This is a genomic window from Shewanella sp. 3_MG-2023 (genome assembly GCF_030548765.1).
In the GTDB taxonomy this organism is placed as follows: domain Bacteria; phylum Pseudomonadota; class Gammaproteobacteria; order Enterobacterales; family Shewanellaceae; genus Shewanella.
This window is the reverse complement of sequence record NZ_JAUOSH010000003.1, coordinates 74,533-96,523: the sequence shown is the minus strand read 5'-3', so window position 1 is coordinate 96,523 and position 21,991 is coordinate 74,533. Positions and strand designations below refer to the sequence as shown.

Annotated in this window: 21 protein-coding genes; 17 read left to right on the top strand and 4 right to left on the bottom strand. The window is 40.1% G+C overall.

Translation table 11 applies throughout. The features are described 5' to 3' along the window. Positions 1–216: 216 nt before the first annotated feature. Positions 217–3,492, bottom strand: a complete 3,276-nt coding sequence (rne, locus tag Q4591_RS02680) for a ribonuclease E (RefSeq protein WP_303459229.1) — start codon at positions 3,490–3,492, stop codon at positions 217–219. A gap of 601 nt (positions 3,493–4,093) precedes the next feature. Between rne and rluC the strand changes: the two genes are divergently transcribed. Genes rluC through Q4591_RS02665 form a run of 3 tightly spaced genes read left to right on the top strand, consistent with a single transcriptional unit; the run spans position 4,094 to position 5,889 of the window. Next, positions 4,094–5,050: a 23S rRNA pseudouridine(955/2504/2580) synthase RluC gene (rluC, locus tag Q4591_RS02675; RefSeq protein WP_102520007.1), complete on the top strand. Its 957-nt coding sequence runs from the start codon at positions 4,094–4,096 to the stop codon at positions 5,048–5,050. After that, on the top strand, positions 5,047–5,703 hold the full coding sequence (locus tag Q4591_RS02670) for an HAD family hydrolase (protein WP_303459227.1): 657 nt from the start codon (positions 5,047–5,049) through the stop codon (positions 5,701–5,703). Before rluC ends, Q4591_RS02670 begins: the two co-directional genes overlap by 4 nt. A gap of 18 nt (positions 5,704–5,721) precedes the next feature. Beyond that, positions 5,722–5,889, top strand: a complete 168-nt coding sequence (locus Q4591_RS02665) for a hypothetical protein (protein ID WP_303459225.1) — start codon at positions 5,722–5,724, stop codon at positions 5,887–5,889. Here the strand turns inward: Q4591_RS02665 and Q4591_RS02660 are convergent. Next, entirely contained in the window at positions 5,884–6,492 is a 609-nt protein-coding gene (locus Q4591_RS02660) for a nucleoside triphosphate pyrophosphatase (protein WP_102440290.1), read from the bottom strand. The two genes, Q4591_RS02665 and Q4591_RS02660, sit on opposite strands and share 6 nt — an antisense overlap. A gap of 240 nt (positions 6,493–6,732) precedes the next feature. On the opposite strand from Q4591_RS02660, the gene yceD reads away from it, so the two are divergent. The 8 genes from yceD (at position 6,733) to fabF (ending at position 13,073) form a co-directional block, all read left to right on the top strand. Next, on the top strand, positions 6,733–7,257 hold the full coding sequence (yceD, locus tag Q4591_RS02655; protein WP_076536204.1) for a 23S rRNA accumulation protein YceD: 525 nt from the start codon (positions 6,733–6,735) through the stop codon (positions 7,255–7,257). A 17-nt stretch (positions 7,258–7,274) separates the two neighbouring features. After that, positions 7,275–7,445 carry a 50S ribosomal protein L32 gene (rpmF, locus tag Q4591_RS02650; RefSeq protein ID WP_011496728.1) on the top strand — a complete coding sequence of 57 codons (171 nt, stop codon included), beginning with the start codon at positions 7,275–7,277 and terminating at the stop codon, positions 7,443–7,445. A 14-nt stretch (positions 7,446–7,459) separates the two neighbouring features. Then, positions 7,460–8,488 carry a phosphate acyltransferase PlsX gene (plsX, locus tag Q4591_RS02645; RefSeq protein ID WP_303459222.1) on the top strand — a complete coding sequence of 343 codons (1,029 nt, stop codon included), beginning with the start codon at positions 7,460–7,462 and terminating at the stop codon, positions 8,486–8,488. Between the two features lie 9 nt (positions 8,489–8,497). Then, positions 8,498–9,457, top strand: coding sequence for a beta-ketoacyl-ACP synthase III (locus tag Q4591_RS02640; protein ID WP_102440291.1), 960 nt, complete (start codon positions 8,498–8,500; stop codon positions 9,455–9,457). 106 nt (positions 9,458–9,563) lie between these two features. Beyond that, a complete protein-coding gene (gene fabD / locus Q4591_RS02635; RefSeq protein WP_102440292.1) occupies positions 9,564–10,490 on the top strand; it encodes an ACP S-malonyltransferase in 927 nt (308 codons plus the stop codon). A 9-nt stretch (positions 10,491–10,499) separates the two neighbouring features. Continuing rightward, positions 10,500–11,246, top strand: a complete 747-nt coding sequence (gene fabG, locus Q4591_RS02630) for a 3-oxoacyl-ACP reductase FabG (protein WP_102477237.1) — start codon at positions 10,500–10,502, stop codon at positions 11,244–11,246. Between the two features lie 160 nt (positions 11,247–11,406). Continuing rightward, a complete protein-coding gene (gene acpP, locus Q4591_RS02625) occupies positions 11,407–11,640 on the top strand; it encodes an acyl carrier protein (protein WP_011496723.1) in 234 nt (77 codons plus the stop codon). A gap of 197 nt (positions 11,641–11,837) precedes the next feature. Next, positions 11,838–13,073, top strand: a complete 1,236-nt coding sequence (fabF, locus tag Q4591_RS02620; protein ID WP_102440294.1) for a beta-ketoacyl-ACP synthase II — start codon at positions 11,838–11,840, stop codon at positions 13,071–13,073. 70 nt (positions 13,074–13,143) lie between these two features. Here fabF and Q4591_RS02615 read toward each other — a convergent pair whose 3' ends face one another. After that, the gene (locus tag Q4591_RS02615; RefSeq protein ID WP_157936432.1) at positions 13,144–13,839 is read right to left on the bottom strand and encodes a TrkA C-terminal domain-containing protein; all 696 of its coding nucleotides are present in this window, start codon (positions 13,837–13,839) and stop codon (positions 13,144–13,146) included. A 354-nt stretch (positions 13,840–14,193) separates the two neighbouring features. After that, a complete protein-coding gene (locus Q4591_RS02610; RefSeq protein WP_102477239.1) occupies positions 14,194–15,096 on the bottom strand; it encodes a LysR family transcriptional regulator in 903 nt (300 codons plus the stop codon). A gap of 234 nt (positions 15,097–15,330) precedes the next feature. Here Q4591_RS02610 and Q4591_RS02605 point away from each other — a divergent pair, with 234 nt between their 5' ends. The 6 genes from Q4591_RS02605 (at position 15,331) to Q4591_RS02580 (ending at position 21,619) form a co-directional block, all read left to right on the top strand. After that, complete coding sequence (locus Q4591_RS02605; protein WP_102437895.1) at positions 15,331–15,543, top strand: DUF1656 domain-containing protein; 213 nt, start codon at positions 15,331–15,333, stop codon at positions 15,541–15,543. A 13-nt stretch (positions 15,544–15,556) separates the two neighbouring features. Continuing rightward, the gene (locus Q4591_RS02600; protein ID WP_102437893.1) at positions 15,557–16,420 is read left to right on the top strand and encodes an HlyD family secretion protein; all 864 of its coding nucleotides are present in this window, start codon (positions 15,557–15,559) and stop codon (positions 16,418–16,420) included. A 16-nt stretch (positions 16,421–16,436) separates the two neighbouring features. Continuing rightward, positions 16,437–17,834 (top strand): FUSC family protein, encoded by a 1,398-nt coding sequence (locus Q4591_RS02595; protein ID WP_303459218.1) that lies wholly within the window; start codon positions 16,437–16,439, stop codon positions 17,832–17,834. 379 nt (positions 17,835–18,213) lie between these two features. After that, a complete protein-coding gene (locus Q4591_RS02590; protein ID WP_198589307.1) occupies positions 18,214–19,908 on the top strand; it encodes a hypothetical protein in 1,695 nt (564 codons plus the stop codon). A 239-nt stretch (positions 19,909–20,147) separates the two neighbouring features. Further along, positions 20,148–20,633, top strand: a complete 486-nt coding sequence (locus Q4591_RS02585; protein WP_102437889.1) for an acyl-CoA thioesterase — start codon at positions 20,148–20,150, stop codon at positions 20,631–20,633. Positions 20,634–20,746: 113 nt separating this feature from the next. Beyond that, positions 20,747–21,619 (top strand): NAD(P)-dependent oxidoreductase, encoded by an 873-nt coding sequence (locus tag Q4591_RS02580; protein WP_102437887.1) that lies wholly within the window; start codon positions 20,747–20,749, stop codon positions 21,617–21,619. The last annotated feature ends 372 nt before the right edge of the window (positions 21,620–21,991 follow it).

Below are 21,991 nucleotides of genomic sequence, written 5' to 3'. Positions count from 1 at the left end.
TTTAGAGAGAATTTTTAAGAGGATAAGCTAAGCTTGATATTTTCGTTAGTAACAGAAAAACTAGATCACAGCTGAGGTTTTATAATCAGGATTAATATCAAGGCTTGATAAGGGCTGGTAGTTTGAACAGTCTCTAAGTTTTTAGTAAAAGTTAAGCATAAAAAAACCACGCTAAGAAGCGTGGTTTTTATTACCATCAAAGGTGAATGCTAACAGTTATGCTTTAGACATATCTGCTGAAGCACTATTGGCCACTTTTGACTTAACGCTATTGGCTTCAGTTTGCGAAGCTTGATACTCGCGGCCTTTTGGCACAGCTTGCTGAGTACGAACCTCTGTTACTGGCTTAGTCGTATCTGACATGACCATAGAGCCGAAGCGGCTAGCGACAGGTGCTTTTTTAACAGCTGGTTCAGCTTTAACTTCGGTTGGTGCGACAGTTGTTGGTGCGACTGCGGCTTTACGTTGTATTGCAACAGGCTTAGTCATAGGTGCAGATGCAACCGTTTTAACTTCAACTTTAGCTGTTTCAGGTTTAACTTCAACCGCTGGCGTTTCAGTTTTCACTTCAACCGCTGGCGTTTCAGTTTTCACTTCAACCGCTGGCGTTTCAGTTTTTACTTCAACTGCTGGCGTTTCAGTTTTAACTTCAACCGCTGGCGTTTCAGTTTTCACTTCAACTGCTGGCGTTTCAGTTTTCACTTCAACTGTTGGCGTTTCAGTTTTAACTTCAACTGCTGGCGTTTCAGTTTTCACTTCAACTGCTGGGGTTTCAGTTTTAACTTCAACCGCTGGGGTTTCAGTTTTAACTTCAACCGCTGGCGTTTCAATTTTAACTTCTACTGCAGGTGTTTCGGCTTTAACTTCGACAGCTGGCGTTTCTACAGTAGGTGCAGCTTTAGCTTCGTTAGCTTGCTCTGCATCAAGTTGTTTTTCTAGCTCATCAACAGATGTAAATACAGCAGGGCTTGACGAGGTATCATCTTCATCACGACGACGACGTTGACCCGCTGCACGAAGGTGGCGAGGGCTACGACGGCTACGGCGCTGTCCTTCACGCTTGTCATCAGCATCTTCATTTACGGTTTCAGAAGCATCTTGAGTTGCAGTGATTTCTTCTGCAGATGTTGTGTTAGCAACAGCGGTTTCAGTAACAGGCGCCTGAACCGGTGCTTGCGCTTCAACTGGCGTTTCAGCTTCTACTTTAATGTCAGTTTCAGTGCTAACGTCTTTAGTCACTGGAACAGTAGCCTTAGCTTCAGATTTAGCTGAATCATTTTTAGTGATAACTTCAGCGTCTTTTCTTGGGCGGCGAGTACGGGCAGGTTTTGAATCCTGTTTGGTCTCTGGCTTAGCTTTAGGTTCAACTGCAACTTCAACCTGTGAAGTGGTGGTTTCCGCTAATTTAGCTTCGTTTTGCTCATTTTCAATTCGCACTTTACGACGCATGTTACGACGTTGACGACGCTCTCTCGCTGCTTCTTGCTTAGGCGATTTCTCAGCATCTTGACGTGGCTTTTCTGTCTTCGCTTTTGGCTCTGCTTTAGTTGGACGCTTATCAAGTTGTTCTTTATTAGCTACATCTCTGTCCGACTTTTTATTGCGCGCTTTATTATCACGACCTTTATTATCAGCGTCGTTGCGAGTATTACGGCGGTTGTCATTTCGAGAATCGTTACGACGACTGTCATTACGAGAGTCGTTACGACGATTACGACGGTTGTTTTGTGCTTCTTTACGGTTCTTATCAGCAGATTTAGTTTCAGTTTTAACTGGCTCTGGTGAGGCGAATAAACCACTAATAGCAGCAACAATTTTTGAGAAGAACCCAGGCTCTGCAGGCGCAGCCGGTTTGGCTACTGCAGCAGGTTTAGCTGCAGTTGTAGCTGCTGGCGCCGCTTTAGGGGTACCGAAGCCTTTAATTGCTGGCTGTTGTGCTTCCGCGCGCTCTAATTTGCGAGGCTCGTAAAGTTTTGCAGCAGGCTTTTCAACACGCTTGTAGCTTGACTCAACCACTTCATCATCGCTTCTGAGGCGTGATACGCGGTAATCTGGTGTGGTCATATGTGCATCTGGGATGACATAAACTTCAACTTTATGGCGCTCTTCAGTAATACGAATTGCTTTACGCTTTTCATTTAACAAGAAGGCCGCTACATCGACAGGCACTACTGCTTCTATTTGAGTGGTGTTTTCTTTAATTGCTTCTTCTTCCATTAAGCGAAGAATAGAAAGCGCTAAAGACTCAGTGCTACGAATCGTACCTTGACCGTGACAGCGAGGACATAAATGGCCAGCTGATTCACCAAGAGAAGGACGAAGACGTTGACGAGACATTTCCATCAGGCCGAAGCGTGAGATGCGACCGAGTTGAACACGGGCACGATCTAAATGAACCGCATCACGCATTCTATTTTCAACTTCACGTTGGTGTCTAACAGGGGTCATATCGATGAAATCGATAACCACTAAACCGCCTAAGTCACGAAGACGTAATTGACGGGCAATTTCATCAGCAGCTTCTAGGTTAGTGTTTAATGCTGTTTCTTCGATATCACCGCCTTTGGTTGCGCGTGCAGAGTTAATATCGATAGAGGTCAACGCTTCAGTTGGGTCAATAACGATTGAACCACCTGAAGGCAAACGTACTTCACGTTGGAAAGCCGACTCGATTTGAGATTCAATTTGGAAGTGAGTAAATAACGGCACTTCTGATTCATAACGCTTAACGCGCTCAACAAAATCTGGTCGAACTAAACCTATGTGCTGTTTAGCTTCTTCAAAAATGCGCGGGTGGTCGATTAGAATTTCACCGACATCACGGCGTAAGTAGTCACGTATTGCGCGAACAATAACGTTACTCTCTTGGTGAATTAAGAAAGGTGCAGGTTTGGTTTGCGCGGCCTCTTGAATTGCATCCCAGTGATGTTGTAAAACTTTCAAGTCCCACTTTAATTCAGCAGCATCTTTACCAACACCTGCAGTTCGAACGATTAAGCCCATACCGTTTGGCACTGATAACTCAGACATTGCCGCTTTAAGTTCAGTACGCTCATCACCTTCAATGCGACGAGAAATACCGCCAGCACGTGGGTTATTAGGCATAAGTACTAAGTAAGAACCTGCAAGACTGATAAAGGTTGTTAGCGCAGCGCCTTTATTACCGCGTTCTTCTTTATCAATTTGAACGATAACTTCTTGACCTTCAGATACCACTTCTTTGATATTTGGACGGCCTTGGAAAGAGTAACCTTTAGGGAAGTATTCGCGAGCAATTTCTTTTAGCGGTAAGAAACCATGGCGATCAGCACCATAGTCAACAAAAGCAGCTTCTAAAGAAGGTTCTACGCGGGTGATAGTACCTTTATAGATATTTGATTTTTTTTGTTCATGGCCTGGGCTTTCGATGTCCAGATCATACAATTGTTGCCCATCAACTAGGGCAACACGCAACTCTTCAGACTGAGTTGCATTAATTAACATACGTTTCATGATGACTTAATTCTTCTAATAAGGTCATCAAACAAAGTAAATTCGCTGCATTACGGGCCTAAAATGGTTATGCACAAAGCCTCGCGGCTGGTTTTTAGGCAAGTTAGGTGCGCATTACTGTAAGACGCATCGCTGCGTGTCGCATCCTATTTATGGCTTATTTTTTAATAATTACAAAAACAAGGAATTGGTTGTTCATTATCAACCAACCCCATAAATTTAATATTTCTTCCGATAATGCCCAAGTCGAATTGGTTTGTTTGATAACAAGCTAAAATTTGTTCGAATTTGGGATGGTATTTTTCAGGAAAACTTTTAAAATAAAGATGACACCGACGGTTTAATTGTAAAAACGAATTATTTCGTTTTGTGATGTTTACAATTTGCAAATCAATGACTTGCTACCAGTCTTGTTCATGAATTCTACTGAAAAAACACCGTAATAAATTGAGTTTGTGAACATTTTATCCACTGTTTATCCTCAATCACAGCGCAAATATAGCAATAATCAATTTAGACAGCAATCAAAACTCTCATTCTTATTGTCCCATCAGGTAGAAACTTAGGTTACAATACGCGCCGTAATAACTTAAGGCGCATCATGAATACAGAAACTCCCACAAAAGTTCAATTGGTCACTATTGATGAAGACCATTTCGAACAACGCATTGACAATTTTCTTCTCACCAAATTGAAAGGTGTACCTAAAAGCATGATTTACCGAATCGTGCGTAAAGGTGAGGTGAGGGTTAATAAAAAAAGAGTGAAGCCAGAATACAAGCTTCAACTTGAAGATGTTGTTCGTATTCCGCCAGTTAGAATTGCGGAAAAAGACAACCGCACAGCGCCGTCTGCAAAACTGTCTAAAGTAAGCCAGTTAGAAAGCAGAATCATTCATGAAGATAATCACCTTATCGTGCTGAACAAACCTGCAGGTATCGCAGTTCATGGTGGTAGCGGTGTCGATTACGGTGTGATTGAAGGATTACGTTCTTTAAGGCCACAGCAAAAATTTTTAGAGCTAGTACATCGTTTAGATAAAGACACCTCTGGCGTGTTGCTTATTGCCAAAAAGCGCAGTGCACTTAAGCATTTGCATGAGCAACTTAGAAACAAAACGATGCAAAAGGATTACCTTGCATTAGTTAGAGGTGATTGGCAGGCAAAAGACAAAGTGGTTAAAGTGCCTTTGCTAAAAATTACCTTAAAATCCGGCGAACGTATTGTTCGTGCCAATCAAGAAGGTAAACCTTCTGAAACACGATACAAAATTATGCAGCGTTACCAAGGATGTACCTTAGTCAAAGCCAGTCCAGTGACAGGTCGAACTCACCAAATTCGCGTGCATTGTCAATATGCCGGCCATGCTATTGCGTGTGACGACAAATACAGTGAGCAAAAATTTGACGATTCTATGCGGGCTAAAGGTTTAAATCGTTTGTTCTTGCATGCTGCAGAGCTTAAATTTAAACATCCTGACAATGATGAAGTCACCACAGTCAAAGCGCCACTTGATGATGTTTTGTTAGCCACTTTAGATAAATTGACTCGTGCATGAAGCTAAATAATATAAAGCAGTACCAATTAGTGATTTTTGATTGGGATGGCACCTTAATGGATTCAGTCGGTAAAATTGTCGATTGTATGCAAAGCGTGGCGCAATCATTAGCACTTGATATTCCCTCTGAGCAAGCGGTTAGGGATATCATTGGCTTGTCTTTATTACCTGCGTTAAAAAAATTATTTCCTCATCATGGGAATAAGTACGATGAATTAATCGCAGGTTATAAACACTATTACCTTAATGTTAATCTAACACCATCGCCTTTGTTTGACGGCATAGAGCATTTACTTGCACAACTCAAAACCGCTGGTTACACCTTGGCAATTGCCACTGGTAAAAGGCGGGCGGGCTTAGACCGAATGTTGGCTGAAACTGGTTTAGGGCAATATTTTGTCGCGACTCGCTCAGCCGATGAAGCGCATTCGAAACCGCATCCATCGATGATTTTATCTTTGCTCGAAGAGTTAAATATTAACGCGGATCAAGCGGTGATGATCGGTGATTCAAAACTTGATATTGCGATGGCGAACAATGCTAAGGTAAACAGTATTGCGGTCACCTATGGCGCCCATAGCCTAGAGGATCTGTTAACTGAAGGGCCCACAGCCACAGTTAATCAGCCGAAAGATATTTTATTACATATATAAGCAGAGCCAGAATACGCTTTGCTTACTTTTGTAATTCATAAAGCCGATGTTAACCGCATCGGCTTTTTTGTGAGCCAATTACCAGTTGAACTGACAGCTAGCCAAAGCGGCATTGTGCAAGCTAAAGACGGTCTTGTTGAAAATTTAGCATTGTGTAAATATTTTTTAGCATCAAAAAGTTTATAGCACGTTTATATTATGGCGCTTTAATAGCTCGATTAAGCGGATTAATGGCAGACCAATGAGGGTATTAGGGTCATCTCCCTCAAGGCGTTCAAATAAAGCAATACCCAGTCCTTCAGATTTAAAACTACCTGCGCAATATAAAGGCTGCTCTAAATCAACATAACGCTCAATTTCTGCAGTCGTTAATTTTTTAAAGTGCACAGTGAAGGGTTCTACAATGCTATAAGCTTGCTGTGTGACATTATGGATAACACTTAAGCCAGTATAAAAGGTAATAGATTGACCTGAGGCTTGCTTAAGTTGTTTAACTGCGTTTTGTTTGTTTAGTGGTTTACCAATGATTTGTCCATTAATGACGGCCACTTGATCAGAGCCGATGATCACAGCAGGAATATGCGCTTGCTGACAGCTCGTTTGATTAAATAACTCAACACCAGCTTGTGCTTTTAATTGCGCTAAACGCAAAACTAATTGCTGCGCTGTTTCATCTTTAAGCGGCGTTTCATTGGTTTTTGGGCTGACACATTCAAACGGCAGTTGTAATTTTTCTAATAACGCTTTGCGATAAATAGAGGTGGAAGCTAGGATGATTTTAGTGTTCATGGCTCACTATTCGGGGAATTAGACAATTACTTCTATAATACGATAAAAAAGCGACTGAATGGAGTAATTTTAGTCGGATCGCGCTTGTGATCGCGGGCTGTGACAGGTAAAATTTCGCTTCGATCCATTTTAATGTTGGTGTTTAAGTAATGAGTCTATTTTGTTTGGTTAAGTCATTAACCACAATTTGGATAAATTTTCTTTGACTCTAGCGTTTTCAAACTATAATATGCGCGCCTTATGCAAACAGTAAAGATACCAGTATCAATTGATCCTATTCGAACTGCAGCCAGTGGTCTTCGTTATGAAGGCATAGTGCCTGGGGTTCAAAATAAGCGATTAAATGAATTATGTGCTGGCGATTGTTCCGATGTGACAGTGTCGTTAGAATGTGGCGTCGATATTCAGGGGATAGTCTACCTTCGCGGGAAGGCTGTGACGGAGCTCACTCTGCTATGTCAACGTTGTATGACACCATATACCACAAAGGTTACGGTCGACTTCAGCTTTGGTCTTTGTAAGACCCAAGATGAAATCGATGAGCTCCCGGATGCGTATGAGCCGATTGAGTGCAATGAAATTGGTGAAGTTCGTCTACATCAATTGGTTGAAGATGAATTGATAATCGCTATGCCAATTATTCCTATGCATCAGAATGATGATTGCAATTTAGGAACGAGCGACGTAGTTGTAGGCGAGATTGACCCCTCTCATGAGGAGCGTCCAAATCCGTTTGCAGTGTTAGAAAAACTGAAGAGCAAGTAATCTAGGAGACAGGTCAAATGGCTGTACAACAGAATAAAAAATCACGTTCAAAGCGCGGCATGCGCCGTTCACACGATGCATTGAGCACAGCTCAATTATCTGTAGACGCTACTAGCGGTGAATTACATCTACGTCACAATGTGACTGCTGATGGTTTTTACCGCGGTAAAAAGGTTATCAACAAGTAATTGTTGCTAATCTTATGACGAATCTGACGCTCGCGTTAGATGTGATGGGGGGCGATCATGGCCCCCTCGTCACAGTGCCTGCAGCCTTGCAGGCACTGAAATTTAACCCTCAATTATCAATTTATCTAGTCGGTAATCAAGCCGAAATAGACCCATATCTAATTGATATTGAAACGGCTATTCAAGCAAGAATTCAAATTATCCATACCACTGAAGTCATCACTATGTGTGATCGACCAATTCATGCTATCCGTTCTAAAAAACAAAGTTCAATGCGCTTAGCATTAGAATTAGTTAAAGGTGGTAAGGCTCAGGCCTGTGTGAGTGCGGGTAATACTGGCGCGTTAATGGCGCTATCAAAGATCTTATTAAAAACCTTGCCCGGTGTAGATAGACCTGCATTAGTCAGTTGTTTACCTGCTATGACAGGTAAACCAGTCTATTTACTCGATCTGGGTGCTAACGTTTCTTGCGATTCTGAAACCTTGTTTCAGTTTGCTGTCATGGGCTCGGTGTTATGTGAAGTTGTGCATAAACGCTCTAGACCAAAAATTGCGTTACTTAACGTCGGTATTGAAGACGTTAAAGGTAACGATCAAGTCCAACAAGCAGCTCAGCACCTGATACACACTTCTCAAGTCAATTACGATGGCTTTATTGAAGGTGATGAGATATTTACCGGCAAAGTCGATGTTATCGTCTGTGACGGCTTTGTTGGCAACATTACATTAAAAACATCTGAAGGTATTGCTAAGTTATTAGTTCATCAATTAAAACATGGATTAACTCAAGGCTTTTTCGTTCGTTTGTTATCAAAATTCCTCGCTCCACGTATCCAAGCTGTACTGAGTAAGATGAACCCCGACCACTACAATGGTGCAAGTCTGATAGGATTGCGCGGAATAGTAGTAAAAAGTCACGGAAATGCTGATGAAGCCGCTTATTTACAAGCAATCAATTTAGCTGCAACGGAAGCAAAACGTCGTTTACCGGAAATGATTAAAGATCGTCTGGAGACGATTCTTTTAGACATCAATAGCTGATCTCATAATATGTATACAAAAATTCTCGGAACTGGTAGTTATCTGCCGGTGCAAGTTCGTAGTAACCACGATCTAGAAAAAATGGTCGACACCTCTGACCAATGGATTGTGGAACGTACGGGTATTTCAGAGCGACGCATCGCTGCTGAATATGAATCTGTGACTACCATGGGTTATCAAGCTGCGCTGAAAGCCTTAGAAATGGCAGGTGTTGAAGCAAGCGAATTAGATATGATTGTCTGTGGTACAACCAGTGCCAATAATGCATTTCCAGCTGCGGCTTGCGAAATACAAAAATTATTAGGCATTCATACTATTCCTGCATTTGATATTGCTGCCGCATGTTCAGGCTTTGTTTATGCATTGTCGGTTGCAGATCAATTTATTAAAACCGGTGCCGCTAAGAAAATATTGGTGGTGGGCGCTGACGTGTTGTCACGCCTGTGCGATCCTGAAGATCGCAGTACCATCATATTATTTGGTGATGGTGCTGGCGCTGCGGTTATTGGCGCCAGTGAGCAACCGGGTATTATTTCAACCCATATTTATGCCGATGGCCGCCAGGGGGATTTGCTAAAGTGCACATTCCCGCCTCGGGCCAGCGAAACATCAGAAGCTGTGAGCTTTATGACCATGAAGGGCAATGATGTCTTTAAGTTTGCGGTGACGCAATTATCCCATGTGGTGACAGAAACCCTGCGAATTAATAATATCGACAAGTCTGAAATTGATTGGTTAGTACCACATCAAGCCAACTTTAGAATTATTAAAGCGACCGCCAAAAAGTTAGATATGAGTTTAGATAAAGTGGTATTAACGCTGGCAAAGCACGGTAATACTTCAGCAGCTTCTGTGCCTATCGCGTTAGATGAGGCAGTAAGAGATGGCCGTATTAAACGCGGACAGCTTATTTTACTTGAAGCATTTGGCGGTGGATTTGCTTGGGGCAGTGCGCTAGTTAGATTCTAGATATCATTGATAAATAGCAGTAGGATATAACGCGATTAATTTATATTTTACAGCTAGCAAAAAATAAAAAGTTGTTTTTCAAAAACGAATAAAGGTAATAATTATAATGGAAAATATAGCGTTTGTTTTTCCAGGTCAAGGCTCGCAATCAGTTGGTATGCTTGCTGATTTAGCAGCTGATTACCCTGTAGTAACTGAGACATTTGCTCAGGCGAGTGCCGTATTAGGTTACGACTTATGGGCATTGGTGCAAGATGGACCTGCTGAAACTCTAAATGAAACAGATAAAACTCAGCCAGCATTATTAACCGCAAGTGTGGCTATCTGGCGCGTTATCGAAGCAAGTGGCACGATTAAACCTGCTGTTTTAGCAGGCCATAGTTTAGGTGAGTATTCAGCATTAGTGTGTGCTGGCATTATTGCCTTTGAAGATGCGGTAAAATTAGTTGAATTGCGCGGTCAATTAATGCAGCAAGCAGTACCAGCAGGTACCGGTGCTATGTACGCCATTATTGGTTTAGATAATGATGCAATTGCTAAGGCATGTGAAGAGTCAGCAAATGGCGCTGTTGTTAGCCCTGTGAATTTTAATAGTCCTGGCCAAGTAGTTATTGCGGGTGAAAAAGAAGCCACAGAAAGAGCCGCTGGCGCATGTAAAGCTGCTGGCGCTAAAATGGCAGTTGCTTTACCTGTGAGTGTGCCGTCACATTGCGCATTAATGAAACCTGCAGCTGATAAACTGGCACTTGCATTAGAGAATATCAAGTTTAACTCGCCGGTTATTTCTGTGATTAATAACGTTGATGTAGCAAGCCCTAATGATGCAGCTGCAATTAAAGATGCGCTAGTTCGCCAATTATATTGCCCGGTACGTTGGAGTGAGACAGTTGAGTTAATGGCAAGTCAGGGGATTACTGATTTAGCTGAAATTGGCCCTGGTAAAGTATTAACTGGGTTATCAAAAAGAATTAATAAGTCATTAAAAGGGCAAGCAATTAATAATGCAGCCACTTTATCAGCTTTAATCCAATAAGGAATATTCATGAGCATTAGCTTTGATTTAACAGGTAAAGTCGCGTTAGTTACTGGCGCAAGTCGTGGTATTGGCCGTGCCATCAGTGAAACACTGGTTGAAGCAGGCGCTACCGTGATCGGCACTGCAACCAGTGAAAAAGGTGCCGCTGCAATTCAAGATTACCTTGGTGATAACGGCTTTGGTTTAGTATTAAATGTGACTGATAGTGAATCAGTTACACAATTATTTAGCCAGATAAAAGAAAAAGCCGGTGATGTTGATATCTTAGTAAACAATGCTGGTATCACACGTGATAATTTATTAATGCGCATGAAAGATGATGAGTGGCATGATATTCTTGACACTAATTTGACATCACTGTTTAGATTATCCAAGCCGGTTATGCGGTCTATGATGAAAAAGCGCAGCGGCCGTATTATTAATATTGGCTCTGTGGTCGGAACCATGGGTAATGCCGGGCAAGTAAACTACTCAGCAGCTAAAGCTGGTTTGATTGGATTTACAAAATCTCTTGCAAGAGAGGTTGCATCTCGTCAAATTACCGTTAATGCTGTTGCCCCTGGATTTATCCAAACAGACATGACAGATGAGCTTAATGAAGAGCAGCAAAAAGCTTTCATGGCGCAAGTTCCAATGGCTCGACTCGGTCAGGCGCAAGAGATTGCCAATGCGGTATTGTTTCTAGCTTCTGACTCTGCAGCTTACATCACTGGTGAAACTTTGCATGTAAACGGCGGAATGTACATGGTCTAAGGACCATAATTGATAACGACTTTTATTGAATCTCGTTTGATATCAAAGTATGATAATTTTCGTGGTTAGACCACGAAAACTAAGCTTGCAATGTCAGCTGGATCGAATAAACTACTCTCAATCTTACGCAAGTGTGTAATTTGAATAGGAAAGAAAACTAATGAGCAACATCGAAGAACGTGTAAAGAAAATCATTATTGAGCAACTTGGCGTTAAGGAAGAAGACGTTAAATCAGCTGCATCATTCGTAGACGATTTAGGTGCAGATTCTCTGGACACTGTTGAATTGGTTATGGCTCTAGAAGAAGAGTTTGACACTGAGATCCCTGATGAAGAAGCTGAAAAGATCACTACTGTTCAAGCAGCGATCGATTACGTTTCAAAAAATCAGTAATCCCTGATTCACTAAAACAGGTGGCATTTATGCCGCCTGTTTTTGTTTGTGGCGTCGAATAAATGTCGACTTAACTCTCTATAAAAGTGAGTTAACCCATCATTTCTTATCATCCGTTTGATCTTTTTCCTTTGATTGGTGGTGGGTTAACAGAATATCTCTTGGCGAATGCCTAATAAAATACAAAGGTGAATGCTGTGTCTAAACGTCGTGTGGTAATTACAGGTTTAGGACTAGTTACTCCAGTGGGTAACGATGTCGAATCTTCTTGGCAATCTTTATTAGCTGGTAAAAGTGGTATTGCACCTATTACCAAATTTGATGCAACTGAATTTAGTACTCGTTTCAGTGGCTCGGTAAAAGACTTCGATGTTGAGCAATATATGTCTCGCAAAGATGCCCGTAAAATGGATTTATTTATCCAATACGGCATGGCTGCAGGTATACAAGCAATGACAGACTCAGGTCTTGATATGGAACAAGAAAATCCAGCGCGAGTTGGCACAGCGATTGGTGCTGGTATGGGCGGAATGCCATTAATTGAGCAAAATCATGCAGCATTGCTTAAAGGTGGCCCTCGAAAAGTGTCGCCATTTTTTGTTCCTAGCACCATTATTAATATGATTTCTGGTCATTTATCTATTAAGTATGGCATGACTGGGCCAAACTTTGCAGTGACAACAGCTTGTACAACGGGTGTGCATAATATTGGTTTTGCAGCGCGTACGATTGCCTACGGTGACGCCGACGTTATGGTTGCTGGCGGCGCTGAAGATGTTACTTGTCCGTTAGCTGTTGCTGGTTTTGGCAGCGCCAAAGCCTTGTCAACTCGTAATGACGATCCAACCGCTGCAAGCCGCCCATGGGATAAAGACCGTGATGGTTTTGTTATCGGTGATGGCGCAGGTGTGTTGGTGATGGAAGAGTATGAGCATGCTAAGGCGCGCGGCGCTAAAATTTATGCAGAGCTTGTTGGCTTTGGTATGAGTGGCGATGCTTTTCATATGACATCACCACCAAGTGATGGTGCGGGCGCTGCTGCAGCAATGGTTAATGCCATTAATGATGCGCAAATTGCCAATGAAGAGGTTGGTTATATCAATGCCCATGGCACTTCGACTCCAGCAGGTGATAAAGCTGAAGCGGCTGCGGTTAAGTCGGTGTTTGGCGACCATGCTTATGATTTACTTGTAAGTTCTACTAAATCTATGACCGGACATTTATTAGGTGCAGCGGGCTCAGTTGAAGCAATTATTACAATCTTAGCGTTGCGGGATCAAATTGTACCGCCTACCATTAATTTGGATAACCCTGATGAAGGTTGTGACTTAGATTTTGTACCGCACGTAGCCAAACCCCATAGTTTTGATTATGCATTGTGTAACTCATTTGGCTTTGGTGGCACTAATGGTTCACTTTTATTTAAAAAGTAACGTGATTAAAATGTAATAAAAAGGCAGTCACTTTAAAAGTGACTGCCTTTTTATTTAAATTAATTAAAGCTTACAGTTTTATTAGTCGCTGCTGTACTCGCTCAATGTCGTTACTCTTACCCACTAATTGAATATGATCGCCTTCTTCAGTTATCAGATCAGGAGTAATCAACATATCAAATTTATTTCTGGCAAGTGCTGTAATACATACTGAACTGTCGGTATTGGCATTCAGCATTTTTTTAATCGCTTTTAGTGACAGACCAACTAAGTGGTTAGGCTTAATCACGTATTCAAATGTCGTTTCAATAATGTTGCTATCATCAATAGCGATTTCAGTACCAATGATATTATCATCATAATAATAAAGTGCATTATTAGGTCCGGTAATGGTCACAATATCACCTGCTGCAATCATATCAGGCTGTTGTTTATCAAGGTTTTGGCTTAAGGTTAATTCAAAACTCACATCAATTGCTGCCTCATTAAGTTGTAACAAGGTTTTATCGACGACCGTACTATCGTTATTTACTTCAAATGAGCGAGAAACAATATTTTTAGTGGTATTGATATTTTTTGGCTTAAATGGATCCATTAACAAGAGTTTACTCTCTGTATATTTAGAGCCAGATAAAAAACCAATGATATAGATAAATATACCCAATAGCAGTACACCAAGTTCTGGCTCTAAATGGAGATGAAGCAGTGTGATGGTGATGCAACCACCGATAAAACTAGCCAGAATACCAAACACAACTCTGTGCATGCTAATTAAGCCGATTAAAAAACCTATTACTAATGTTAAAACAAAAGTGATGTATGGGTTGGAATGAAATAAATTTTCAATTGTTTCCATAATTATGACTACTTTATTTTGGAGCGATTTATGCCAACAATACTCATTACTGTATATATTAATTACATAGTAGGGATATTCACCCTTGGTAAAATATCACCAACGATAATCAATACAGTGTGGTGTTATGCAGTCATAATAAAGTGCAGTCAGTTTTATAGACAATCTCATTTGAAGGATGAAACCCTGCATTGAAGTTGCTGAAGATAACTAAAGGGATGAAAGCCTCTTAATGCAGAGGCTACTAATACAAATATGATGCTATTATTTGGATCTAACTCTATTTATATAGTTAGCTATGGCTGATGTGATAGACTTTTTGGCCGGCATAATTTGTTTTGAGTGTGGGTTCCAAAGTGATATAGGTACTTGTAATGCGTCTTGTATTTGTTCTATTTCTATCGGTATAAGATCGTGTGCAGTATATTCCATGGAATTGATTAACAATGGGAAAATGCTCCACCCAAGACCTTCTTCAACCATTTTAATGATGAGAGTCAGTTGATCTACCACTTCATAATTGGAGGAGACAATGATTTTTTTACTCATATCATCATCAAGCATGGATTTTAAGATAAACTGACGGCTAGTCTTCATTTTAGCCAAGGTTGCTTCAGAGTTTAGTGTTGCTAGGTCAGCGTCTTTGTTGGTGAAAGCGGCAAATGACATGTTACATAAAAAAGTATGATCGATGCTGTTTAGCACTTTGCTTTCGTATATATTCACAATTCCAAAATGAATACTGCCGTCTTGTATTCCCACTTTAATATCATTTTTGGTTCTGACGAGGAAGTTAACTTTTAATGATGGGCTGTCAATTAGCAGTTGTTTTCTAATCTCAGATATCACTTGTTGCGGTATAAAACTGCAATACCCAATTGTAATTGAATTAAGCTCACCAAATGCCAAGCTCATGGCCACTTGGTCAAAGGTTTTGGATTGCTCAATAGCCTGTTTGGCATAGTTATAAAGTAGTACTGCATCTTCAGTCGGTTCAACGGTTCTACCGATCCGTTCAAACAGGGTAATGGCTAATTGATCTTCAAGGTTATTAATGACTTGGCCAATAGTTGTACGATGTTTGTCCAGTTTCACCGCTGCTTTACTGAAAGCTTTCTGCTCATAGACAGTTACAAAGGCAAGAAGTTGTTCCAAACTAAAGTTCATAGTTGTCTCTTCAAATAATGAAAAATGCGATGTGGTATGCATTTGGGGTTATACCGTCACTTAAATCACAATTTATCACACATAAAAACAATTGTTTATAGATTTCGATGGGTGAGATCCATCATAGATGATTACAAGATTTTCTCTGCCGCCATTAAAATATATGCATAAATGAGTAAGAAGACATTAAGTCAATGTTTTTTAAATAGTTAATATTATTTAGGTGATAGGCGTATGAGCATAATGCCCCATGAAGTGGTAATCGGTGATGTGTATTTTCCGCCATTATTACTGGTTGCCGCTATGGCATATATATTAACCGGCGTAGTTACCGCTATTGGTACTAAAATTGGTTTACATAAATATGTCGCAGCTCCGGCCATAGTTGAATTGTCTATGGTTATTCTTTTTATCGGCTTAATTAGCCAATTTATTTCCATATTTTAAGTAGGTAACGCCAATGTTTAAACGTTATTTTATTACCCTGTTGCTGATGGCGGCGGCAATAGGTGTTTTGTATAGTCAGTATCAAACTTACACTGATAATCCTTGGACAAGAGACGGTCAAGTCAGAGCCTATGTTATCCAAGTAACCCCACGAGTGACAGGTCAAATTGTAAAAGTTAATGTCATTGATAATAGTCATGTACAAAAAGGTGATGTGCTTTTTGAGATTGACGCTAGCCTATACCAAACCAGTTTACAAAAAGCGGTAGCAACTGAAAAGCAATCACAAGCATTAGTTCGTAAGGCTCAGAACGAGTCTAGTCGTGCTATTGAATTAGAAAAGCTAACCCCTGGTGCTCAGTCAGTGTTAACCCTTAATAATCTACAAAATGCAGTTGAAACCGCACAAGCGAACTTGTTAATGGCAAAAGCCCAAGTGGCAGAAGCTAAATTAAATCTAGCTTACACTAAAATTACTGCACCAACAGATGGCTATATTACTAATTTGAATTATCGAGTAGGCTCACAAGTCGTTGCTAATTCGCCTGTTGTTGCTTTGATTGATGAAAACAGCTTTTGGATTGACGGTTTTTTTAAAGAAACTGATTTAAAAGATGTGGCTATTGATAATAAAGCCCAAGTCACATTAATGATGCATGACCAAGTCACTTTAGAAGGTAAAGTACAAAGTATTGGTTACGGCATTTCGAAAACTGATGGCAGTACCGGCAATTCGTTACTACCTAATGTGAACCCGAATTTCGAGTGGATCCGCTTAGCACAACGCATTCCAGTTAAGATAAAACTTGATAAGTTACCTGAAGATATTCAGCTGCGAGTTGGTATGACGGCATCGGTAAAAATTCTGAAGCATTAAATTTTATAGAGTGAGAATGTGTATGCTCAGTTTACCCGTTAAGGAAGCGATAAAAGTTTCTGTCTCTGTCGGTATAGCAATTGCCTTAGCATTGTTTTTTCAATGGGAAAAACCGTATTGGGCTGCTATTACCGTTATTGCCATTGCTTCAAATGAAACTCTTGGGCATGGCTTACACAAAGGTAAAAACCGCCTTATAGGTACAGTTTGCGGCGTTAGTGTGGCGTTATTTCTGGTGAGCTTTTTTGCCCAGACTCCGATGTTATTCATTGGTTGTTTACTGTTGCTTTTGGCTGTTAGCGTGTGGTTTGCTGATAATTTGCGTTATGGTTATGCATTTACCATGGGCTTTACTGTGTGCACTATTGTTGCGGTAATGGGAGGCTTTAATGGTGAAGCTTCATTTGATATTGCGGTTTTACGAATACAAGATAATTTACTTGGAGTGCTAGTTTATTCAATTGTTTATCGTTTTATTTGGCCTTTAAACACTGAATCTTTATTCTTTAGCAGCGTTGACTCTGCGTTAAATGCTTTTCATAAAATAGATAACGCGCTTAACGAGGCTGCAAAAAGTGCTCATCATGATAATATTCAAGACTTATTAGTCGATGCACAATTACTGATTGATAAATTAAGTGACTTGATCAGTATGCCATTGAGTTCCAGTTATAAACTTCAACATGAAAAAGATAAATGGACTGTCATAGTCGATGGTTTTTCTCACGTTCTGCAGCATAGCAAATCCACCATCAAGTGGTTATCCAGTGATAAACCCAATGATGATAAGTTGCAACAGTTAGGTTATTTTTCCCAAGAAATTAAAATGCTTGATAATGCCATTAATGGCGAAAAGTTAGATGTTGAAATTTTAGCTAACTACTGGAAGCAAGAGAGCATAAAGCCCCAAAACTCGAAAGAGGCTGTAAAAGAAAATTTATTGAAAGTGAGAATTAACAGAGTTATAAAGGCGGTTGCAATAGCCTCAACTTGTTATGGCGCATGGATATATTTTGCCTTACCTGGTGGTATTTTTATCCCTATGTTTGGTTCAATTTTTGCCAATATAACAGTCAGTTTACCATTTCCTTTAATGAAGCAGGTGATATTATCTGCACTGCTATGGGGAGTGTTTTTTTTACTGCAATATATTTTTATAATGCCCGCATTTACAGAGCTTTGGCAGTTAGTTGGTTTTTATATGATTAACGTTTTCCTCATTTGGGGACTTTTTCCAAAGCCTGCAATGATGCTAGTGCGTATGCTAGGTGGCAATTTACTTATGGTAATGACTATGAGTGCATTACATTTAACGCCTAGTTATGACATTAATACGCCATTGCTGATACTGGTCATATTAATGATTACCGTGATTGTTGCACGTTTCTATAATCAATTATTTATGCTCAAATAAGAGAAATAAGATTTCCTCATGACGCTCAATACAGCATTGAGCGTCATTAATAGCCTCGAATTTACATTCTTTTATATATAATTCCAGTTTAACCCCCTAATCCTTCTATTGGTTTTGATCCGTTTTTATTTTATCTACTTAGGTAATTTTGATGCTGATTTGCTGTTTATCTCAGTAGTGGTTTTTATTCATGTAGGGTTTAATCCATCAATAGCGATTAAATATCTAATAAATAAACACATACAATATTCCCATTGAACGGAAAAAGCGCGTTAGCCAATAACGTTTGCTGAACTTGCATTATGTTTTTCCGAAATTTGAATCAGGAAATGATTCGATAACTTATTTGCCATAGATTGGCTTTCAAAGGGTACTATTAATGAATCAAACGCTATTTTGTTCACTTAATCATTTTTCTACTTCTCGCTGTATTCTAAAAGCAATACCAATAGCCATATTGTTAACACTCTCAAACGTAAGTTATGCGCAGGAAAGTATTTTTGTTGAAGATAAAAACAACAAACAACTCATTAATTCAGCGGAGCAAAATGTTTTTCAACAATACGGCGTTTCAGAAGATATTTTGAAATTAGGCTTAAGCTCGCTGTCACTAGGTGATCAGCAAGTTGAGCGTGTGGTTAGAACCTTGGAAGTCGGCGATAAGGTAAAAAGTTCAGATGTGTTTTTGGTTCAAAGTACAGATACTCGCGGTAATATTGATCTGAGAATTAAATATGACCAATCTAAATTAGATGATAATGAGGATGTCATAAAAACTATCGAACAAATAACTAAAACAGAATATCGCTTGAAAAATTACATGGAAAGTTATGATAAGTCTTCCGTCGTTGTTGATGAGATATCTGCCAATGAAATAGAAATAAGCTTTAATTACTCTAAATATGGTTTACCGCAAGATATTGCTTATTTTCGTTTTATGCGGGTTAAGCTTACTGTAGTAAATGGTGTTGCAACCAAAATGGTCATGACCAATTCAAAACCATTTGATTTTGATGCGTTTAGTGTCGAACATTATCGTCAAGAAGTTGATTTAATGACACTGGTTAACGGACACACAGCCATTGCAAATAAAGTGATTCACGCTACTGGTAAAAAAGGTAACAAAGAAGCAAGTTATCACGCAACTATCAAGCCCGTGGCATTTTATGATGATGAACATGGTGCATTAGTTTTTGATGAAGCGTCATTAAAAATGGTTTCTGATCCGCGCATTCGTGAAGAAAAGGTCGATTTAGATAGACTCTTTCCGTTAATGAGTGATTTAGTTCGCCAGCAAGGTATTGATGTGCCACTGCCATTTGGTTTTTCGGTCGCTTATCGAAATCAAGATATGGATTTTGGTTTTGATAGTTTTAATATTATGGGGGTAGATTTGGATGAATGGTTTGATCCATCGAGCTCAGTTGGCACTGTTAATGCTGAAAGTTATTCATTCAGAGCTGATGTCAATATTTTACCGTTTTGGAATATATATGCTTTAGTGGGCAAGGTGAATGTGGATGCAGTCGTTGATGCCCAATATACCGGAAAACTTAAAGATGTGTTTGAAGATAAGCTCGGGGTTATCGGTGGCAGTTTGGCATGCAGTTTATTAGAAAATCAGGGCGCTGATTTATGCTCACCAGGAAGAGTCGAAGTGCCGCTACATTTAGAATATGATCTGGCAGGTTTGGGGACAACGCTTTCTGTCGGTTATAAAGAATTTTTTGCATCTGTTACTGCAACTTACTCTAAAACTCGTCTTGATGGCCAGGATTGGGGAGATGGTATTGTGACTATCCAGCCAATGCTTGGTTATCAATTCCTTGAGTCGCGAGCACAAATTTTTATCGGCGCAGAATATCAAGGCCTTAAGCCTTCGATGACTGGTAATTTAGGCGATATATTGGGAACCGGTGAAGACTTTACTTTTGATGTGGGTGTAGGGTTAGAACAATGGGCTTATTTAGTGGGTTTTAATAAACAGATAGGTCGTCATTTAAATTTGACAGGGCTGTACAATAAAGGTGAAACAAGAAGTTCATTTACTTTAAATTTAGGTTATCGTTTTTGATGTATTCAGTGGTAATTCAAGAGCCACCCATTAGCTAACCCTTTATAGTGTCAGTTTTAGTAAGCACAACTTTTTTAAGTTGTGCTTTTTTGTTTTTTGAAACTCAGCAGTATTTTTTTGAACTACCAAATAGCAATTAAGTACTCTTTCATCAAATATTTTCATTTAGGCATAATTTTTACTCATTTCTTTGATTAATTATCGTAAACTGACATTAATTAGCTGAATTAGGAGTCGTTATGGCCGGATTAGAAAGAGAAATTACCTTAAGGTTTTTAGCTGAACCTGCAGATGTGAACTTTGGCGGCAAAGTGCATGGTGGCGCGGTGATGAAATGGATTGATTTAGCTGCATATGCTGGTGCTGCAGGTTGGAGTGGTAAATATTGCATTACCGCTTATGCTGGTGGTATTCGTTTTGTAAAGCCTATCCATGTGGGCAATATTGTTGAAGTAAGCGCCAAAGTTATTTATACCGGCACATCGTCCATGCATTTTGGTATAGCGGTTAAAGCGGGTGACCCTAAAGAGCCTGAACGTCATCTTACTACCCATTGTATCGTGATTATGGTCGCAGTTGATGATGATGGTAAACCTACATCAGTACCTGAGTGGGTCCCCCAAACAGATGATGATATTCGTTTGAGGGATTCAGCATTACGTTTAATGGATATGCGCAAAAAAATTGGCTCTGAAATGGAAGCCCATGTAAAACCGGCTTTGTAATCAATGTATTAGCCAAAATTCAATCGCTTACTCATAAAGCCTAACTCGTTTTGGCTTGTAGCACAATCAACACTATTTTTAATAAACAACCACAATAATAACGAAGGAATGATATGGCTAAAGTAGCATTTATCGGCTTGGGCGTGATGGGATACCCAATGGCAGGGCATTTGGCTAACCAAGGGCATCAAGTTACGGTTTATAATCGCACCACAGCAAAAGCGCAGCAATGGGCAGCGCAATATTCTGGTGAGTTAGCATTGACCCCAAAACTTGCGGCAGTAGAGCAAGATATCGTGTTTACTTGTGTGGGTAATGATGACGATCTTCGCCAAGTGGTTTTAGGGGAAGATGGCATTGTTCATGGGATAAAAGCTGGGGCAATTTTGGTCGATCACACCACCGCATCTGCCGATGTTGCTCGTGAACTGGCAGCCGTGCTTGCTAAGCAAGAGGTTGAGTTTCTAGATGCGCCCGTATCAGGTGGTCAAGCCGGTGCTGAAAATGGCGTGTTAACTGTGATGATGGGCGGAAAAGAAGCCGTTTTTAACCAAGTAAAACCGGTCATTGAGGCCTATAGTCGCTGCGCAGAATTATTAGGGGAGGTTGGCGCGGGCCAGTTAACCAAAATGGTCAATCAAATCTGTATCGCAGGAGTGGTGCAAGGGCTTGCCGAAGGGTTACACTTTGCTAAAAGTGCAGGTCTTGATGGTTTAAAAGTGGTTGAGGTGATCAGCAAGGGCGCAGCTCAAAGCTGGCAAATGGAAAATCGTTATCAAACCATGTGGCAAGGTGAGTATGACTTTGGCTTTGCCATTGACTGGATGCGTAAAGATTTAGCTATTGCTTTAGATGAAGGGCGTCGTAATGGTAGCCAGTTACCAGTTACTGCCTTAGTGGATCAATTTTATTCTGAAGTACAAGCCATGAAAGGTAACCGCTGGGATACTTCAAGTTTGTTAGCGCGTTTAGAAAAAAACCGCTAGACGCTCTCAATGGTGATAACTTATTAGCCATTGCACAATTTTGTCGTTTAAGTTGCGAATTTAGTTTGTTGGTAACATAAAAGCTCGCTGGTATTTAACATTGCCAGTGAGCTTTTTTGTTATCGTATTAGCCCTTGGTATTTGTAAAAAATTCAATAATTTACTATCACTTGTTGTAATAATGTTCATTGGTTCTCAAGGTGATTGATTAGCTTATAAGCATTTGCTGCTCATAAATGGCGCTTAAGTTAATAGGTCGTTAATTTGTATTAAATTATACTATCGGAAATATAAATTCGATTTAATTTAAATGCCGCATTTTACTCAATAAAATCGTAATAAATGCTAGTAAATTAAGCTTAGCTAACGTAA

Coding starts and splice junctions, on each gene's coding strand:
- Q4591_RS02595 (WP_303459218.1), top strand. CDS start 16,437: ATGTGTATGCTCAGTTTACCCGTTAAGGAAGCGATAAAAGTTTCTGTC.
- plsX (WP_303459222.1), top strand. CDS start 7,460: ATGACGAATCTGACGCTCGCGTTAGATGTGATGGGGGGCGATCATGGC.
- Q4591_RS02605 (WP_102437895.1), top strand. CDS start 15,331: ATGAGCATAATGCCCCATGAAGTGGTAATCGGTGATGTGTATTTTCCG.
- Q4591_RS02660 (WP_102440290.1), bottom strand. CDS start 6,492: ATGAACACTAAAATCATCCTAGCTTCCACCTCTATTTATCGCAAAGCG.
- Q4591_RS02580 (WP_102437887.1), top strand. CDS start 20,747: ATGGCTAAAGTAGCATTTATCGGCTTGGGCGTGATGGGATACCCAATG.
- fabG (WP_102477237.1), top strand. CDS start 10,500: ATGAGCATTAGCTTTGATTTAACAGGTAAAGTCGCGTTAGTTACTGGC.
- Q4591_RS02615 (WP_157936432.1), bottom strand. CDS start 13,839: ATGCACAGAGTTGTGTTTGGTATTCTGGCTAGTTTTATCGGTGGTTGC.
- Q4591_RS02600 (WP_102437893.1), top strand. CDS start 15,557: ATGTTTAAACGTTATTTTATTACCCTGTTGCTGATGGCGGCGGCAATA.
- Q4591_RS02590 (WP_198589307.1), top strand. CDS start 18,214: ATGAATCAAACGCTATTTTGTTCACTTAATCATTTTTCTACTTCTCGC.
- Q4591_RS02585 (WP_102437889.1), top strand. CDS start 20,148: ATGGCCGGATTAGAAAGAGAAATTACCTTAAGGTTTTTAGCTGAACCT.
- rluC (WP_102520007.1), top strand. CDS start 4,094: ATGAATACAGAAACTCCCACAAAAGTTCAATTGGTCACTATTGATGAA.
- yceD (WP_076536204.1), top strand. CDS start 6,733: ATGCAAACAGTAAAGATACCAGTATCAATTGATCCTATTCGAACTGCA.
- Q4591_RS02670 (WP_303459227.1), top strand. CDS start 5,047: ATGAAGCTAAATAATATAAAGCAGTACCAATTAGTGATTTTTGATTGG.
- fabD (WP_102440292.1), top strand. CDS start 9,564: ATGGAAAATATAGCGTTTGTTTTTCCAGGTCAAGGCTCGCAATCAGTT.
- Q4591_RS02610 (WP_102477239.1), bottom strand. CDS start 15,096: ATGAACTTTAGTTTGGAACAACTTCTTGCCTTTGTAACTGTCTATGAG.
- rpmF (WP_011496728.1), top strand. CDS start 7,275: ATGGCTGTACAACAGAATAAAAAATCACGTTCAAAGCGCGGCATGCGC.
- acpP (WP_011496723.1), top strand. CDS start 11,407: ATGAGCAACATCGAAGAACGTGTAAAGAAAATCATTATTGAGCAACTT.
- rne (WP_303459229.1), bottom strand. CDS start 3,492: ATGAAACGTATGTTAATTAATGCAACTCAGTCTGAAGAGTTGCGTGTT.
- Q4591_RS02640 (WP_102440291.1), top strand. CDS start 8,498: ATGTATACAAAAATTCTCGGAACTGGTAGTTATCTGCCGGTGCAAGTT.